The sequence below is a fragment of the Streptomyces sp. Mut1 genome (assembly GCF_030719295.1).
Lineage (GTDB): Bacteria > Actinomycetota > Actinomycetes > Streptomycetales > Streptomycetaceae > Streptomyces > Streptomyces castrisilvae.
Genome location: NZ_CP120997.1, coordinates 2,741,183 through 2,756,446, shown reverse-complemented (window position 1 = coordinate 2,756,446; position 15,264 = coordinate 2,741,183). Strand labels below are relative to the sequence as shown.

Below are 15,264 nucleotides of genomic sequence, written 5' to 3'. Positions count from 1 at the left end.
TCGCCGCTGGGACCGGCGACGCACAATCCACGGGAACCAGCCGCCGCCGCTCACCACAGAGGAGAGGGCGTCGTGACCGCGGAGACCTCCCAGACGCTCGACCGAGGACTGCGTGTCCTCAAACTGCTCGCCGACACCGATCACGGCCTGACGGTCACCGAGTTGTCCAACAAACTCGGCGTCAATCGCACCGTGGTCTATCGTCTGCTCGCCACCCTGGAACAACACACCCTGATCCGCCGCGACTTGGGCGGCCGGGCACGGGTCGGTCTGGGCGTCCTGCGCCTGGGCCGTCAGGTGCATCCGCTCGTACGCGAGGCGGCGCTGCCGGCGCTGCGGTCGCTGGCCGAGGACATCGGGGCCACCGCCCATCTGACGCTGGTCGACGGCGCCGACGCGTTGGCGGTCGCGGTCGTCGAACCCACCTGGACCGACTACCACGTGGCCTACCGGGCGGGCTTCCGCCATCCCCTCGACCGGGGCGCGGCCGGCCGGGCGATCCTGGCCGCCCGCCGCAAGCCGGTGAGCGAGACGGCCTTCACCCTCACCCACGGCGAACTCGAAGCGGGCGCGAGCGGGGCGGCGGCCGCGCTGATGGGCGTCACGGGGGTGGAGGGCAGCGTCGGCGTGGTCATGCTGGCGGACTCCGTCCCGGAACGGGTGGGGCCCCGCGTGATCGACGCGGCCCGGGAGGTCGCGGACGCGCTTCGCTAGCGCGGGTGCGGTGTGCGGGCGGGCCCGCTCTGCGGTTCGGGCCCGCCGCGTGGTGCCGGCCCCCGGCGGGCCGGTTCCGCCCTCAAGCGCCGGGCGGGCTTGGGTGTGCCGCGCGGCCCGGGCGGGCTTGGGTGTGCCGCGCGGCCCGGGCGGGCTTGGGTGTGCCGCGCGGCCCGGGCGGCCTGGGCGTCCCCGGCGGCGTGCCGGGGTGGGCGGGTTAGATTGGGCGGGTGTTCACACCCGGTACCCGCCCCCGCACCCTCGCCCTCTGCGGCCTTCCCGTCGTCGCCCTCCTCGGGGTCGCCGCCTTCGCGCCGTTGCCGTTCACGTTGGCGCAGCCGGGGACGACCGCGAATGTGCTGGGGGACGATCACGGGGCCCCGGTGATCAGTATCGAGGGGGCCCCCACCCGGGACACCAAGGGCGAGCTGCGGATGACGACGATCGTGGCGACGGGGCCCAAGGCCGACGTCGGCATCGGTGACGTGGTCGACAGCTGGTTCCGTACGGACCGGGCCGTGCTGCCCCGCGACTCCGTGTACCCGACCGGCGGCTCCGAGAAGGAGATCGAGAAGCACAACCTGGACGACATGGCGCGGTCCCAGGACGACGCCGTCGACGCCGCGCTCAACCACCTCGGCAGGAAGCCGGGCTCGGTGGACGTGACCCTGCACCTGGCCGACGTGGGCGGCCCCAGCGCCGGCCTCTTCTTCGCGCTCGGCATCGTGGACAAGCTCGACGGCGACGGCTCGGGCGGCGACCTGACCGGCGGCCGCACCGTCGCGGGCACCGGCACCATCGACGCGGACGGCAAGGTCGGCGCGGTCGGCGGTGTCTCGCTGAAGACTCAGGCGGCCCGGCGGGACGGGGCGACCGTCTTTCTCGTACCGAAGGCCGAGTGCAAGGAGGCGAAGTCCGAGCTGCCGAAGGGCCTGCGGCTGATCCCGGTCACGACGCTCAAGGACGCGGTGAACTCGCTGCGGGCCCTGGATCACGGGGGCAGGATCCCGAGCTGCTGACCGGGGCCGCCCCGGGGGTCCCGGCCCCCGCCGCCTCCGGCGCCCCGGACATACCGGCCGCACCGGACGCGTCGGCCGAACCGGCCCCCGACGCCCCGGAGACCTGGGCCGAACCGGCTCCCGACGCCCCCGGCGCCTCGGCCGCCCCGGCCGAACCGGCCCCCGACGCCCCGGCCGCCCCCGGCGTCACGTCGTCCAGCGTCCGCCAGGACGGGAAGACCAGCGGGCTCAGCGTGGCGAGCAGATACACCGCGCCCATGGCCAGCAGCGCCCCGTCCGCGCCCGCGCTCTCCACCAGCAGGCCGGCCGCCAGGCCGCCCACCGGCATGGCCAGCTCGGCACCCGCGGTGATCGCCCCGGAGACCCGGCTGCGCAGCGCGTCGGGCACGCTCCCGTAGATCACCGTCGTGAGGATCGGGTTGAGGACGCCGCCCGCGATCCCGCTCAGGACCATCGTCACGGCGAGCGGCAGCGTCGTACCGGTCAGCGCGGCGACCAGGAACCTCGGCGCCCCGCACAGCACCACGCACACGCTGAACACGGCCCGCGCGGAGTAGCGGTGCCCCACCGCCCCGTACACGAGGGCGCCGGTCAGCCCGCCCGCCCCGAACAGCGCGGTGAGCAGTCCGAGGTCGCGGGCCCCGCCGAGTTCGGCCGAGGTGTGCACCGGGAGCAGGACGGCGTTCCAGCCCTGGTCGGTGCCGTTCATGAACAGGACCATCACCACGACGCCCAGCAGCAGCCGGTTGCCGAACAAGTACGCGTAGCCCTCGCGCAGTTCGTGGCGGTAGGTGCGCAGCGAGACCGGTGCGGCGGCCTTGACCGGCTGCGCCGCGCGTACGCCCCGCAGGCCCGCCGCGACCAGCGCCGCCGAGGCGAGGAAGGTCGCCGCGTCCAGCAGGAGCACGGTCTCGGCGCCGACCAGCGCGATCAGCACTCCGGCCAGCGCGGCACCGACCATCCGGGCCCCGCGCGAGACCGCGTCGAAGAGGCTGGCGGCGCGGGGGAGCGTGGTGCCGGCGTGCTCGGCGAGGTCGGGCACGAGGACGTAGCGGGCGGTGTTGCCCGGGGTGTGGACGAGTCCGTTGAGCGCCATCAGGGCGCACAGCATCCAGAAGGCGAGCGCGTCGGCGAAGTACAGCAACGGCACCGCGCCGACGGCGAGTCCGCAGACCGTGTCGGAGGCGATGGCGACCCGGCGCCGGCCGATCCGGTCGATGACGGGACCGCCGATCAGCGCGGAGACGACGATCGGGAGCGTCGCGCAGAAGGCGACCAGTCCGGCCTTCCCGGCGCTGCCGGTCGTCTCCAGGACGAACCAGGGGACGCCGATCAGGGTGAGTGAGGTACCCGCTGTGGAGATGGAGTTGGCGGCGAGGACGGCGACGAGCGGCATCCGGCCGGGTGTGTGCTGCGTGTTCTTCCCCCCGTCCATGGCGCTACGCCGTGCGAGCGGCATGGGCCTGGCCGACGCGGGCCGGCACCAGGCGCAGGCCGCACTCGATCAGGGTCCAGCCCAGCTTGCTCCGCAGCTCCTGACGCCGGGCGGTGCGGCGGGCGAGACGGAGGCTCTCGGTGTGGAAGCGCAGTTCGGTGTTGTGGACGCGGTACAGGGCGAGGTGGGCCTCGGGGTGCATGACGGTGGTCCCTTCGGTTCGGTTCGGTTCGCTGAGGAGGCTGGGCCGGTTCGGACGGTCGAGCTGGTTCAGTCCGTGGGGCGCGGGAAGACGTGCAGGTGGGTGCGGACGACGGCGGATCCCTCGGTGCCCTCGGGGACGCGGCCGCGGTAGCTGTTGATCAAGTCGTGCATCTTGTCTGCCAGTTCGCGGGAGAGGTCCGGGGTGAGCCGCACCTTGAAGTCGCTGAGGTCCGAGCCCTCGTACCACTCGCGCGGCCACTCCTGCATCGTGCCGAGCCAGGTGCTCAGCTCCTGTGCGTGCACCGTCGCGACCTCGTGGAGGACGACACCCATGGCGCTGCGGACCTCGGGATCGGCGTCGTACAGGAACTCGGCGTCGAAGGAGGCGCCGGCGTGCACCGCCCGCCACCAGCGCTCGCGGCCCTTGCCGCGGGTCGGGTCGTCCTCGACGAAGCCGAACGAGGCCAGCTGGCGCAGGTGGTAGCTGGTGGCGCCGCTGGACTCGCCGAGCCGGTCGGCGAGGCCGGAGGCGGTGGCGGGGCCGAACTCCCGCAGGGCGCTGAGCAGGCGCAGCCGCAGCGGGTGGGCGAGGCCGCGCAGGGCGCGGGCGTCGATGCTGAGGACGTTGGGGTCGGACGCCGTGGCGGTGTGGTCGTCGTTCGGTTCCTTGGTGGGCATGGCTCAACAGTAGAGTTGCAAAGAAGCTTTTGCAACAGTGCTTTGCAAAGAATCTTTGCAACTTCTCGGGGCCCGCTTCTCCCGGCTCTCACCCCTCCTTGATGAACCCCTCCGCGACCAGCCAGTCCTTCGCCACCTCGTGCGGGTCCTCGCCGTCCACGTCCACCTTGGCGTTCAGCACCTGCGCGACCTCCGTCGTCAGCCGGGCGCTGAGCGGGTTCAGGAGGCCGGCGATCTCCGGGTACTTGTCCAGCGTCGCGGTGTGCACGACGGGCGCCGCGTTGTAGTTGGGGAAGAAGTGCTTGTTGTCCTCCAGGACGTCCAGGTGCATCGCCTTGATGCGGCCGTCCGTGGTGAACACCTCGCCCAGCAGGCAGGAGTTGGACTTCGAGACCTGGGTGTAGACGATGCCCGCGTCCATCTTCTTGATGTTGCCGGCCGGCAGGGACATCCCGTACGCCTTCTCCATGCCGGGCAGCCCGTCGTCGCGCGAGGCGAACTCGTTCTCCACGCAGACCGTCACCGCCGACGGGTTCTTCTTCGCCAGGGCGGCGACGTCGGAGAGCGTCCTGAGGTGGTACTTCGCGTTGTTCTTCCGGCTGATGGCGAGCGCGTACGTGTTGTTGAGGGTGGAGGGCCGCAGCCAGGTCACCCCCTTCCTGAGGTCGGCGTCGCGCACCGCACGCCACTGCTTCATCGGGTCGGTGATCGGCTTCGCGTGCCCGAGGTAGGTGATCCAGCCGGTGCCCGTGTACTCGTACATCGCGTCCGCGTCGCCCTTGACGATCGCCTCGCGGGCGCTGATCGAGCCGGGCAGGTTCGTCCGGTCCAGGACCTCCGCGCCGGCCGCCTTGAAGACGAGGCCGATCATCTGGCCCAGGATGATGTTCTCGCTGAAGTTCTTCGAGGTGACCGTCAGCGAAGCGCCGTCCAGCGGCTGCCCCTGCCCGACCGACCCGGGCGCCACGTCGTCCACCATCGGGGAACCGCTCTTCAGCCCGCACCCGGCCAGCACCAGCGCCAGCGCCGCCCCGCCCAACAGGGCCGTACGCATCCGCCGCGCCGCCCGCCGCGCCGTCCGCCGGGTCCTCATCGCCCCACCTCCAGTCCGCGCGGGGTGAGCGCCACCTCGGCCAGCGAGGCCAGCCAGTCCACCAGGAGCGCCAGCACCACCGTCAGTACGGAGCCGAGCACGAGCACCGGCATGCGCTGGGTCTGGATGCCCGAGGTGATCAGGTCGCCGAGCCCGCCGCCGCCCCCGAACGTCGCCAGGGTCGCCGTGCCGACGTTCAGGACGAGCGCGGTGCGGACACCGGCCAGGATCAGCGGGACGGCGAGGGGGAGTTCGACCTTGGTGAGGGTGCCCATGGCCGACATGCCGATGCCGCGCGACGCCTCCACCATGCTCGGCTCGATCGCCTTGAGGCCGGCGACCGTGTTGGAGAGCACCGGCAGCACCGCGTAGATCACCATGCCGGTGATGGCCGTGGACGGGCCGATGCCGAGCCAGATCACCAGCAGGGCCAGCAGGCCGATCGCCGGGGTCGCCTGCCCGATGTTGGCGATGGCCGTGACCACGGGCGCCGCCCTGCTCACGCCGCGCCGGGTCAGCGCGATGCCCAGCGGAATGGCGATGATCAGCACCCAGAACGTCGAGATCGCGGTCAGCCGCACGTGCTGCCACCAGCGCACCTGGACCGTGTCACCGGCCAGCGAGTTCTCCGCGATCGAGTCCAGATGGACGTTGTTGATCCAGACGTACGTGAGGACCAGCACCACCGCCAGCGCCGCCGGGAGCACCACCAGCTTGCGCCAGGTGATCCGGCGCGGCGGGCGCGAGGGCGCCGGGGCCGGCTCGTCCTCCTCCTTGTCGCGGAAGGCGAGACCCTTCACGTCGTGCTCGCCGGGCGGCCGGTCCCTGCCGGGAGCCCGGGAGGAGCCGGAGGGGGAGTCGGGGGTCATGCGCCCGCACCGCCCTCCTGCTCCTGGGCGGTCTGCTGGACGCGCAGCTCCTCCAGGTCGTGCTGGTGCTCGATGGCGGTGAGCCGGTCGGCCTCAAGGAGTTCGTGCACCGAGTTCATCAGGGTGTGCATGTCCACGACCCCGGTGAACTCCCCGCGCCGGCCGGTCACCGCGACCCGCCCGCCGCTGTCGGTGAGCACCGCCTCCAGCGCGTCGTGCAGCGTCGCGTCCCTGGTCACCGTGTCATGGACCAGCTGCCCGGCCCGCGCCAGCGAACCCCTCGCCCGCATCAGGTCGCCGCGCCGCAGCCACTTGTACGGGCGGTTCCTGCGGTCCAGCATCAGCAGCTCGTTGTGCGGACCGCTGCGCAGCTTGTTGAAGATCGACTGGAGCGGGTCGTCCACCGTCACGGTCGGGAACTCGGCGATCTCCACGTCCCGCACGCGGGTCAGGTTGAGCCGCTTCAGCGCCGCGCCCGCGCCGACGAAACCGGAGACGAAGTCGTCCGTCGGGTTGGTGAGGATGGCCTCCGGGGTGTCGAACTGCGCGATGTGCGAGTGCTCGCGCAGCACCGCGATCCGGTCGCCCAGCTTGATGGCCTCGTCGAAGTCGTGGGTGACGAAGACGATCGTCTTGTGCAGTTCGTGCTGGAGCCGGATCAGCTCGTCCTGGAGGTGGTCGCGGGTGATCGGGTCGACCGCGCCGAACGGCTCGTCCATCAGGAGCACCGGCGGATCGGCGGCCAGCGCCCGCGCCACGCCCACGCGCTGCTGCTGACCGCCGGAGAGGGCGCGCGGATAGCGGCCGTGGAACTCGCGCGGGTCCAGCCCGACCAGGTCGAGCATCTCCTCGACCCGCTCCTTGACCCGCGACTTCGACCAGCCCACCATCTTCGGGACGAGGGCGATGTTCTCGGCGACCGTCATGTGCGGGAAGAGACCGGACGACTGGATCGCGTACCCGATCTTGCGGCGCAGCCTCACCGGGTCGATGTCCGTGACGTCCTCGTCGCCGATCCTGATCCGGCCCGACGTCGGCTCGATCAGCCGGTTGATCATCTTCAGCGTGGTCGACTTCCCGCAGCCGGACGGTCCCACGAGGATCACCGTCTCACCGGCCCTGATCTCCATCGAGACGTTGTCCACGGCCGGGCTCGGGTTGCCCGGGTAGCGCTTGGACAGGCTCTCCAGCTGGATCGGGGCGCCGGATGTGGCGTCGGCGGCGGGCTGTTGCCCGGTCTCGGCCGCGGTCTCAGACACGGATCCCCCTCGGGATGGTGAGCCGCCCCAGCAGCACGTACGCGGCGTCGAAGAGCAGGGCGAGGATGACGATGCCGAGCGTGCCGGCGAGCACCTGGTTGATCGCGTTGGCGCTGCCCAGCGAGGCGATGCCACGGAAGATCTCGTTGCCGAGGCCGGGCCCGGAGGCGTACGCGGCGATGGCGGCGATCCCCATCAGCATCTGCGTGGAGACCCGGATGCCGGTCAGGATCGGTGGCCAGGCCAGCGGCAGCTCCACCCGGCACAGCCGCGCGGTCCGCGACATCCCGATGCCCTTGGCCGCGTCCACCAGCGCGGGATCGACGCCGCGCAGCCCCACGATCGAGTTGCGGACGACCGGCAGCAGCCCGTACAGCGTCAGGGTGATCACCGTCGGCGCCACACCGAGGCCGACCAGCGGGATGAGCAGACCGATGGCGGCGAGCGACGGGATCGTCAGGACGGTCGCCGTCGAGGTGATCGCCACCGACGCCCCCCAGCCGCTGCGGTAGCTGACGACCCCGATCAGGACGCCGAGCACGGTGGCGATGACCATGCACTGGAAGACGGCGCTCACGTGCTGGAACGCGTCGGTGAGCAACTGCTGGTGCCGGTTCGCCAGATACTCCCAGAAGCTCACCCGTCACTCCTCGGCTCAGTCGGTGTCCTGCGCCGCCTGTTCGACGAGCGGGATGACGCGCAGTGGCACCGGGTTCTCCATGACGATGGCCGTGGAGGCCCGGACAATGCCATCAAATCCGACAACCCGGTCGATCACCCGCTGGAGATCGGCGTTGGACCGCGCGACGAGCCGGCAGAGCATGTCGCCCTGCCCGGTGGTGGTGTGCAGCTCCAGCACTTCCGGTACGGAGCCCAAGTGCGCGCGTACGTCGGCGCCTTGGCCCTGTTTGATCTCCAGCGTCGCGAACGCGGTGACGGGATAGCCGAGCGCCGCCGGGTCGACATCGGGGCCGAATCCCCGGATGACGCCATTCGACTGAAGGCGGTCGAGACGCGCCTGCACCGTCCCGCGCGCCACGCCCAGCCTGCGCGACGCCTCCAGGACCCCGATCCTGGGTTCACGTGCCAGCAGCACGATGAGCCGCCCGTCCAGATGATCGATGGCCACGGTCCGCCTCCGAGGGGTTCACTGTGATGAGCACCATGTACAGATAGCCCGCCCATCATGGGCATCCGCTATGCAGATTGACCAGTGAATGCGCGAACTGTTGCGCACCTTGCGGAGTGGCGGGAACCTTCGGACATGACAGAGACGATGCACAGCACCCCCGAGACATCCCGGCAGGCCGATCCCTTCCCGGTCAAGGGCATGGATGCCGTTGTCTTCGCCGTCGGCAACGCCAAGCAGGCCGCCCACTACTACTCGACGGCCTTCGGCATGAAGCTGGTCGCCTACTCCGGACCGGAGAACGGCAGCCGCGAGACCGCCAGTTACGTCCTGAGCAGCGGCTCGGCCCGCTTCGTGTTCACCTCCGTCATCAAGCCGTCCACGGACCACGGCCGCTTCCTCGCCGACCACGTGGCCGCCCACGGCGACGGCGTGGTCGACCTCGCCATCGAGGTCCCCGACGCCCGCGCCGCGTACGCCTACGCCGTCGAGCACGGCGCGACCGGCCTGGACGAGCCCCACGAGGTGAAGGACGAGCACGGCACCGTCGTGCTGGCCGCCATCGCCACGTACGGCAAGACCCGCCACACCCTGGTCGAGCGCGGCGGCTACGAGGGCCCCTACCTGCCCGGCTTCGTCGCGGCCGCCCCGATCGTCGAGCCGCCCGCCAAGCGCTTCTTCCAGGCCATCGACCACTGCGTCGGCAACGTGGAACTCGGCCGGATGAACGAGTGGGTCGGCTTCTACAACAAGGTCATGGGCTTCACCAACATGAAGGAGTTCGTGGGCGACGACATCGCCACCGAGTACTCCGCGCTCATGTCCAAGGTCGTCGCCGACGGCACGCTCAAGGTCAAGTTCCCGATCAACGAGCCGGCCGTCGCCAAGAAGAAGTCGCAGATCGACGAGTACCTGGAGTTCTACGGCGCCGCCGGTGTCCAGCACATGGCGCTCGCCACGAACGACATCGTCGCCTCGGTGAAGGCGATGCGCGCCGCCGGTGTGCAGTTCCTCGACACCCCCGACTCGTACTACGACACGCTCGGCGAGTGGGCGGGCGAGACCCGGGTGCCGGTGGAGACCCTGCGCGAGCTGAAGATCCTGGTCGACCGCGACGAGGACGGCTACCTGCTCCAGATCTTCACCAAGCCGGTCCAGGACCGGCCGACCGTCTTCTTCGAGATGATCGAGCGGCACGGCTCGATGGGCTTCGGCAAGGGCAACTTCAAGGCCCTGTTCGAGGCGATCGAGCGCGAGCAGGAGAAGCGCGGCAACCTCTGACGGCTGCGCTGCGAGCAGAGGGGCGGGCCGTCGGCGGCCCGCCCCTCACCGTTGCCCGTCCCGCGGTCAGCCGGCCGCCGAGGGCCCCGCGGACGGCTGAGCGGGCGCGGAGGGCCGCGCCTGCTGCCCGGCCGGCGGTCCCGCCGCCGGGGCCGGCGCGCCACCGGGTGCCTGACCCGCGTCCGGGCCGGGCCCCGCCGGAGCGGCCGGCTCCGGCTCGGGCGCCTGCGGCGGCTCCGGTGCCGGGTCCGGCCGCATGTCCCGCGGCCCGCCCGCCGGAGGCTGCCCCATCGCGTCCAGGGCCTCCTGCGCCAGGGGCGCGTCCAGCGGGGAGAACTTCGGGTTCGTCCGCAGGGCCTCCTCCAGATGGCGGCGGGCCGGCCCGTAATCGTTCAACGCGCGCTGGACCATGCCCAGGTGGTACGCGTACGAGGCGTTCTGGCCGCCCGAGTCGACCGCCCGCTCCGCGTACTCCAGCGCCCCGTCCGAGTCACCCGACCGGTGCAGCGCCCAGCCCAGCGCGTCCGCCACCGCCGCGCTGCGGTGCCCCCGGTCCCACTCGGCCCGCAGCACCTCCACCGCCGCGTCCGCGTCCCCGTGCGCCGCCTCGAACCGGCCGAGCAGCAACGACTCGTCCACGCCCCGCGCCTTGCCCGCGTCCAGCGCCGCGCGGAGCTTCTCGTACTGGCCGACCGAGTCGCCGTCCAGCCCCAGCGACTCGTACAGCTCACCCAGCTCCAGCAGATACGCCGGGCGCGGCGACTTCGCCAGCGCCGCCTGGTAGTCGCGCAGCGCCTCGTCGGTGCGCCCGAGGGCCGCCAGCGCACGCGCCCGGCCGGCCAGCGAGGCGTGGTGGCCCTTGTCGATCCGCAGCGCGGCCCCGTACTGCGCCACGGCCTCCTTCGGCTCGCCCCGCTCCCAGGCCAGTTCGCCGAGCCGGGCCAGGCAGGCGGTCTTCTCGGCGGGTGCCGTCGCCCGGTTCGCCGCGTCCTGGGCGGTGGCCAGCGCGTCCTCGCGCCAGCCCCGGTCCCGGTACATCTCGGCCGCCCGGCCCAGCGCCGGCACCCCGGCCCGCAGCGCGGTGAACTTCTCCACCGCCGTGATCGCCGACTTCCGGTCGCCGAGGCCGTTGTACGCGTCGATCAGCTCCGGGTAGACCGACCACTCCTTCGGCTGCCGCGCCCGTACCGTCTCGCCCCACTTCTTCGCCGTCACGAAGTCGTGCCGGGCGTTGGCCAGCGAGGCGAGGCCCACCCAGGCCGCCGTGTTGCCGCTCTCGCCGGGCCGCACGTCCAGCGACCGCTTCAGCGCCTGTTCGGCCCGGGTGTAGTACGCCGGGTCGGCGGCCCGCCGCCCCCACTCCACGTACGCCGACCCGAGTACCGCCCACGACCCCGCGTCCGAGGGATGCGTGCCCACCCACTTCTGCCGGTCCCCGATGAGCGCGGTCAGATCGGAGAGCGAGGCGGGGGAGCCGGCGGCCGTCGCGGTCATCGCACGGGAGACGGGCCCCGGCACGGGCGGCGCCGCGTCCTTGTCGTCGTCGGGCACCGCGACCACCGCCCCCGTCACCAGCACCGCGCCCGCCACCATCCCGAACGCGGCCCTGCGCAGCGTCGTCCGCATCGTGGCGGGCGGCGGCTCGGCCAGGGACACCGGGTCCGGCGGCAGCCCCGGCGGGGGCTGGCCGGGCGGGGGCCAGTCGGCGTCAGGGGCGTAATCGGGGGCGAGGTCCGGCCCGGGGGCCTTCGGAGGCTGCTGAGGCGTGACGTCCATGCCGATCACTGTGCGTCAGTACGAAGATCACACCGCGTCTTGGGAACGTCACCGCAGACGGGTTCACACCAATGGGCCCGGGTGCCACGCTTGGATCATGGACGATCTCCTGGAACTCCTGCGGGCGGGTCTCCCCGCCGATGCCCTGATCACCGATCCGGACATCACCGCCTCCTACTCCCACGACATGGCGAGCTTCTGCGAGGCCGGCGCCCCCGCGGTCGTCGCACTCCCACGCACCGTCGAGCAGGTCCAGCACGTCATGCGCACCGCCACCGCGCTGCGCGTCCCGGTCGTCCCGCAGGGCGCCCGCACCGGGCTGTCGGGCGCGGCCAACGCCACCGACGGCTGCGTCGTGCTCTCCCTGGTCAAGATGGACCGCATCCTGGAGATCAGCCCCGCCGACCGCATCGCCGTCGTCGAGCCCGGCGTCATCAACGCCGCGCTGTCCCGCGCGGTCGGGGAACACGGCCTCTTCTACCCGCCGGACCCCTCCAGCTGGGAGATGTGCACCATCGGCGGCAACATCGGCACCGCGTCCGGCGGCCTGTGCTGCGTGAAGTACGGAGTCACCGCCGAATACGTACTCGGCCTCGATGTCGTCCTCGCCGACGGACGCCTGCTCACCACCGGCCACCGCACCGCCAAGGGCGTCGCCGGATACGACCTGACCCGGCTCTTCGTCGGCTCCGAGGGCAGCCTCGGCATCGTCGTGAAGGCCGTGCTCGCACTCAAACCGCAGCCGCCCCGGCAGCTCGTCCTGGCCGCCGAGTTCCCCGGCGCGGCCGCCGCCTGCGACGCCGTCTGCCGGATCATGGAAAGCGGACACACCCCGTCACTCCTCGAACTGATGGACCGTACAACCGTCCAGGCCGTCAACCGGATGGCGCACATGGGCCTCCCCGAGACCACCGAGGCGCTGCTGCTCGCCGCCTTCGACACCCCCGACCCCTCCGCCGACCTCGCCGCCGTCGGCGAACTGTGCACGGCCGCGGGCGCCACCGCGGTCGTCCCCGCCGAGGACACCGCCGAGTCCGAGATGCTGCTCCAGGCCCGGCGCATGTCGCTGACCGCGCTGGAGACCGTCAAACCGGCGACGATGATCGACGACGTGTGCGTACCCCGCTCGCGGCTCGGCGCCATGCTGGAGGGCACGGCGGAGATCGCCGAGAAATACGGCCTCACCATCGGCGTCTGCGCCCACGCGGGCGACGGCAACACCCACCCCGTCGTCTGCTTCGACCCGGCCGACGCCGACGAGTCCCGGCGGGCCAGGGAGTCCTTCGACGCGATCATGGCGCTCGGCCTCGGACTCGGCGGCACGATCACCGGCGAACACGGCGTCGGCGTACTGAAGAAGGAATGGCTCGCCCGCGAACTCGGCGACGTGAGCGTGGAACTGCACCGGGGCATCAAGCAGGCCTTCGACCCGCTGGGGCTGCTCAACCCGGGCAAGGTGTTCTGACCGGCCCCCGGCCACGCCGCTCAACTCTCCCCGTCCTGCGACTCGTCCGAGGGCCACGGGTCGCTCATCCACAGGTCGTCGGCCGGCAGCGGCGCCAGCAGATCCGCCAGCCCCTCGTCGATGCCGAGCCGCCCGCTCTCCGTACCGGGCGGCACCACCCGCAGCGTCCGCTCCACCCACACCGCCACCGCGACGGCCGGCACTTCGAGCAGGGCGTTGCCGTCCGGAGACGTCAGCGCCACACAGATGACGCTGCTCCCGTCGATCTTGGTGGGCCAGATCCGCACGTCCCCCTGCCCGCACGGCCGGAACACCCCTTCCACCAGCAGATCGCGGGCGAACGTCCAGTACACCGGCGAGTCGGAGCCGATGTGGAAGGTGATGTGCACGGCGTACGGGTCCTGTGTGCGGTACGTCAGCCGGGCCGGCACCGGGATGGAGCGCTCGGGGGACAGGACCAGCTTGAGCTCCAGCTCGTGTTCCACGACGGTGTGCATGAGGCGTCCTTTCGTTGCCCGCGGCCGGTCCCACGACCGGCCCGCACAGACAGAGAGCGCCCTCCCCGCCATCCATTACGCGACTTCGCGAAAAAAGTTCTGGGTGACCGGAAAGTGGTCCAAACAGCCGGACCGGCCCGGGGATACGCGGTGGTCTGATAGATGTGGACCCTTGTATTGAGACCGACCCCATCCCCCGACGGCCGGCCGGTCTGACGCCTCGAAGAGATACGGGACCACGGTGATGAGCGCCCCAACCCCGGCACCCGGTGACGAAGCCCCCCGCGAGGGGTACTACCCCGACCCGTCCATCCCCGGATACGTCCGCTACTGGAACGGCGCCTCCTGGGTGCCCGGCACGAGCCGCCCGGCCCCGGAACAGGGCGAGGCACCGCCCGCCGCCGCACCCGCTCCCACGCCCGCCCCGACCCCCGCTCCGGTGGACGAGACCGGTCCGGTCTTCCTGGAGGAGCCGTACGGGGCCACCCGCCCCGAACCCGCCACCGCCTGGCAGGCCGACGCCTCCCGCCAGGCCGGCTTCGGCGGCGACCGCGACCGCCGGGTCTCCTGGGGCGGCGCGGGAGGGGAAACGGACGGGGACACGGGCGCCGGTACCACCACGGGGGCGGGCGCGCCCGCCGCGTACCCCGCCCCGGCGGAAGCCCAGCCCGCCACCCCTTCCCCTTCCTCCTCCGCTCCTTCCGCTCCCTCCGCCGAGGTGGCCCGCCGCAGTCCCGCCTCCGCCGAGGTGGCCCGCCGGGCCCCGGCGGGCGGCGAGCCGGCCGGCCGCACCCCCGTGGACCCGCGCCGCCCCGCCGCTCCCGCCGCGCCCGGGGCGGCCGGTGGCGGGGTGCCGGGCATGCGGGAGGACGGGGCCCCGGCGCCCGAGAACACGGTCGCCATCCGCGTCGGCCGCCCCGGCGCCACGAGCGGGGAGGCCCCGCGGCCGCCCGCCGAGAACACCGTCGCGATCCGGGCCCTGCGCCGCACGGGCGGTGACCGGCAGCCCCCCACCGATGGCACGGTGACCATCCGCGCGATCGGTGCGGGCACCGGCCCCGCCGCCGCTCGGCAAAGCCCGCCCGCACCGATGCCCGCACCGACGCCCACGCCCCCGCGGCAGGCCGCCCGTCCCGCCCCCGGACCCTCCCGGCAGGCCGGCCCGGGAGCCGGAGCCGGAGCCGGAGCGGGCTCCGGGGCCTGGGGGCATCAGGCACCGGCGGCACCCGCCACTCCCGCGCAGCCCGCCTTCCCGCAGCAGGGCCGGTCCGACGAGCCGGTCGTGCCGTGGAAGCCCCCGGTCGACGACCACTTCCAGCAGCTCGCGGCCGCCCGGACCGCCGGGCGCCCCGCCCCGCTCGGCAAGCGGCTGGCCGCCCGGCTCATCGACACCGTCGTCGTCGGGGCGCTCACCGCTGCGGCCGCGGTGCCGCTCGCCGGCCGGGCCGTGGACCACATCAACGACAAGATCGACGCGGCCGAACTGTCCGGCGAGACGGTCACCGTCTGGCTGCTGGACTCCACCACGGCCGCACTGGCGGGCGCGGTGCTGGGCGTGTTCCTGGTGCTGGGCGTCCTCCTGGAGGCGCTGCCCACCGCCAAGTGGGGCCGGACGCTCGGCAAGAAGCTGTGCGGGCTCGACGTACGGGACATCGAGTCGCACGAGGCGCCCGGCTTCGGCGCCGCGCTGCGCCGCTGGCTGGTGTACGGGGTGCTGGGCGTCCTCGTGGTCGGGGTGGTCGATGTGCTGTGGTGCCTGGTCGACCGGCCGTGGCGGCAGTGCTGGCACGACAAGGCGGCGCGCACCTTCGTGGCGGGCTGAACCCCGTCCCCCGAACGCACCTG

The 15,264-nt window shown here is 72.6% G+C and carries 15 protein-coding genes; 5 read left to right on the top strand and 10 right to left on the bottom strand.

The genetic code is table 11. From position 1 onward, the window contains the following. The first annotated feature begins 72 nt into the window (after positions 1–72). Positions 73–714, top strand: coding sequence for an IclR family transcriptional regulator (locus P8A18_RS11755; RefSeq protein ID WP_018555915.1), 642 nt, complete (start codon positions 73–75; stop codon positions 712–714). A gap of 230 nt (positions 715–944) precedes the next feature. Next, positions 945–1,733 carry a YlbL family protein gene (locus tag P8A18_RS11750; RefSeq protein ID WP_018555914.1) on the top strand — a complete coding sequence of 263 codons (789 nt, stop codon included), beginning with the start codon at positions 945–947 and terminating at the stop codon, positions 1,731–1,733. Here P8A18_RS11750 and P8A18_RS11745 read toward each other — a convergent pair. The 8 genes from P8A18_RS11745 to P8A18_RS11710 all read right to left on the bottom strand — a co-directional run bounded on the left by P8A18_RS11745 (position 1,672) and on the right by P8A18_RS11710 (position 8,400). Next, positions 1,672–3,168, bottom strand: coding sequence for an MFS transporter (locus P8A18_RS11745; RefSeq protein ID WP_306053970.1), 1,497 nt, complete (start codon positions 3,166–3,168; stop codon positions 1,672–1,674). The genes P8A18_RS11750 and P8A18_RS11745 overlap by 62 nt on opposite strands. A 4-nt stretch (positions 3,169–3,172) precedes the next feature. After that, positions 3,173–3,370, bottom strand: coding sequence for a hypothetical protein (locus P8A18_RS11740; RefSeq protein WP_306053968.1), 198 nt, complete (start codon positions 3,368–3,370; stop codon positions 3,173–3,175). A 68-nt stretch (positions 3,371–3,438) separates the two neighbouring features. Further along, positions 3,439–4,050 (bottom strand): winged helix-turn-helix domain-containing protein, encoded by a 612-nt coding sequence (locus P8A18_RS11735; RefSeq protein ID WP_306053966.1) that lies wholly within the window; start codon positions 4,048–4,050, stop codon positions 3,439–3,441. Positions 4,051–4,138: 88 nt separating this feature from the next. Next, positions 4,139–5,104 carry a glycine betaine ABC transporter substrate-binding protein gene (locus tag P8A18_RS11730; RefSeq protein WP_306060839.1) on the bottom strand — a complete coding sequence of 322 codons (966 nt, stop codon included), beginning with the start codon at positions 5,102–5,104 and terminating at the stop codon, positions 4,139–4,141. Between the two features lie 35 nt (positions 5,105–5,139). Continuing rightward, on the bottom strand, positions 5,140–6,012 hold the full coding sequence (locus P8A18_RS11725) for an ABC transporter permease (protein WP_306053964.1): 873 nt from the start codon (positions 6,010–6,012) through the stop codon (positions 5,140–5,142). Further along, positions 6,009–7,271 carry an ABC transporter ATP-binding protein gene (locus tag P8A18_RS11720; RefSeq protein WP_306053962.1) on the bottom strand — a complete coding sequence of 421 codons (1,263 nt, stop codon included), beginning with the start codon at positions 7,269–7,271 and terminating at the stop codon, positions 6,009–6,011. The genes P8A18_RS11725 and P8A18_RS11720 overlap by 4 nt, the downstream gene beginning before the upstream one ends. Beyond that, the gene (locus tag P8A18_RS11715; RefSeq protein WP_018555907.1) at positions 7,264–7,911 is read right to left on the bottom strand and encodes an ABC transporter permease; all 648 of its coding nucleotides are present in this window, start codon (positions 7,909–7,911) and stop codon (positions 7,264–7,266) included. The genes P8A18_RS11720 and P8A18_RS11715 overlap by 8 nt, the downstream gene beginning before the upstream one ends. Positions 7,912–7,926: 15 nt before the next feature. Beyond that, positions 7,927–8,400, bottom strand: coding sequence for an Lrp/AsnC family transcriptional regulator (locus tag P8A18_RS11710; RefSeq protein ID WP_018555906.1), 474 nt, complete (start codon positions 8,398–8,400; stop codon positions 7,927–7,929). Between the two features lie 135 nt (positions 8,401–8,535). On the opposite strand from P8A18_RS11710, the gene hppD reads away from it, so the two are divergent. After that, the gene (hppD, locus tag P8A18_RS11705) at positions 8,536–9,681 is read left to right on the top strand and encodes a 4-hydroxyphenylpyruvate dioxygenase (protein WP_306053960.1); all 1,146 of its coding nucleotides are present in this window, start codon (positions 8,536–8,538) and stop codon (positions 9,679–9,681) included. A 66-nt stretch (positions 9,682–9,747) separates the two neighbouring features. Here hppD and P8A18_RS11700 read toward each other — a convergent pair whose 3' ends face one another. Continuing rightward, positions 9,748–11,457: a tetratricopeptide repeat protein gene (locus P8A18_RS11700; protein WP_306053958.1), complete on the bottom strand. Its 1,710-nt coding sequence runs from the start codon at positions 11,455–11,457 to the stop codon at positions 9,748–9,750. 97 nt (positions 11,458–11,554) lie between these two features. Here P8A18_RS11700 and P8A18_RS11695 point away from each other — a divergent pair, with 97 nt between their 5' ends. Beyond that, a complete protein-coding gene (locus tag P8A18_RS11695) occupies positions 11,555–12,922 on the top strand; it encodes an FAD-binding oxidoreductase (RefSeq protein WP_306053956.1) in 1,368 nt (455 codons plus the stop codon). A 20-nt stretch (positions 12,923–12,942) separates the two neighbouring features. Here the strand turns inward: P8A18_RS11695 and P8A18_RS11690 are convergent, their stop codons facing one another. Continuing rightward, positions 12,943–13,419 (bottom strand): SsgA family sporulation/cell division regulator, encoded by a 477-nt coding sequence (locus tag P8A18_RS11690; RefSeq protein WP_306053954.1) that lies wholly within the window; start codon positions 13,417–13,419, stop codon positions 12,943–12,945. A gap of 244 nt (positions 13,420–13,663) precedes the next feature. Here P8A18_RS11690 and P8A18_RS11685 point away from each other — a divergent pair, with 244 nt between their 5' ends. Next, positions 13,664–15,241, top strand: coding sequence for an RDD family protein (locus P8A18_RS11685; RefSeq protein ID WP_306053952.1), 1,578 nt, complete (start codon positions 13,664–13,666; stop codon positions 15,239–15,241). Positions 15,242–15,264 lie beyond the last annotated feature (23 nt).

Excerpts from the sequence above, each read along its gene's own strand:
- P8A18_RS11695 (WP_306053956.1), top strand. The coding sequence starts at position 11,555 with ATGGACGATCTCCTGGAACTCCTGCGGGCGGGTCTCCCCGCCGATGCC.
- P8A18_RS11745 (WP_306053970.1), bottom strand. The coding sequence starts at position 3,168 with ATGGACGGGGGGAAGAACACGCAGCACACACCCGGCCGGATGCCGCTC.
- P8A18_RS11730 (WP_306060839.1), bottom strand. The coding sequence starts at position 5,104 with ATGCGTACGGCCCTGTTGGGCGGGGCGGCGCTGGCGCTGGTGCTGGCC.
- P8A18_RS11700 (WP_306053958.1), bottom strand. The coding sequence starts at position 11,457 with ATGGACGTCACGCCTCAGCAGCCTCCGAAGGCCCCCGGGCCGGACCTC.
- P8A18_RS11690 (WP_306053954.1), bottom strand. The coding sequence starts at position 13,419 with ATGCACACCGTCGTGGAACACGAGCTGGAGCTCAAGCTGGTCCTGTCC.
- hppD (WP_306053960.1), top strand. The coding sequence starts at position 8,536 with ATGACAGAGACGATGCACAGCACCCCCGAGACATCCCGGCAGGCCGAT.
- P8A18_RS11725 (WP_306053964.1), bottom strand. The coding sequence starts at position 6,012 with ATGACCCCCGACTCCCCCTCCGGCTCCTCCCGGGCTCCCGGCAGGGAC.
- P8A18_RS11740 (WP_306053968.1), bottom strand. The coding sequence starts at position 3,370 with ATGCACCCCGAGGCCCACCTCGCCCTGTACCGCGTCCACAACACCGAA.
- P8A18_RS11685 (WP_306053952.1), top strand. The coding sequence starts at position 13,664 with ATGAGCGCCCCAACCCCGGCACCCGGTGACGAAGCCCCCCGCGAGGGG.
- P8A18_RS11735 (WP_306053966.1), bottom strand. The coding sequence starts at position 4,050 with ATGCCCACCAAGGAACCGAACGACGACCACACCGCCACGGCGTCCGAC.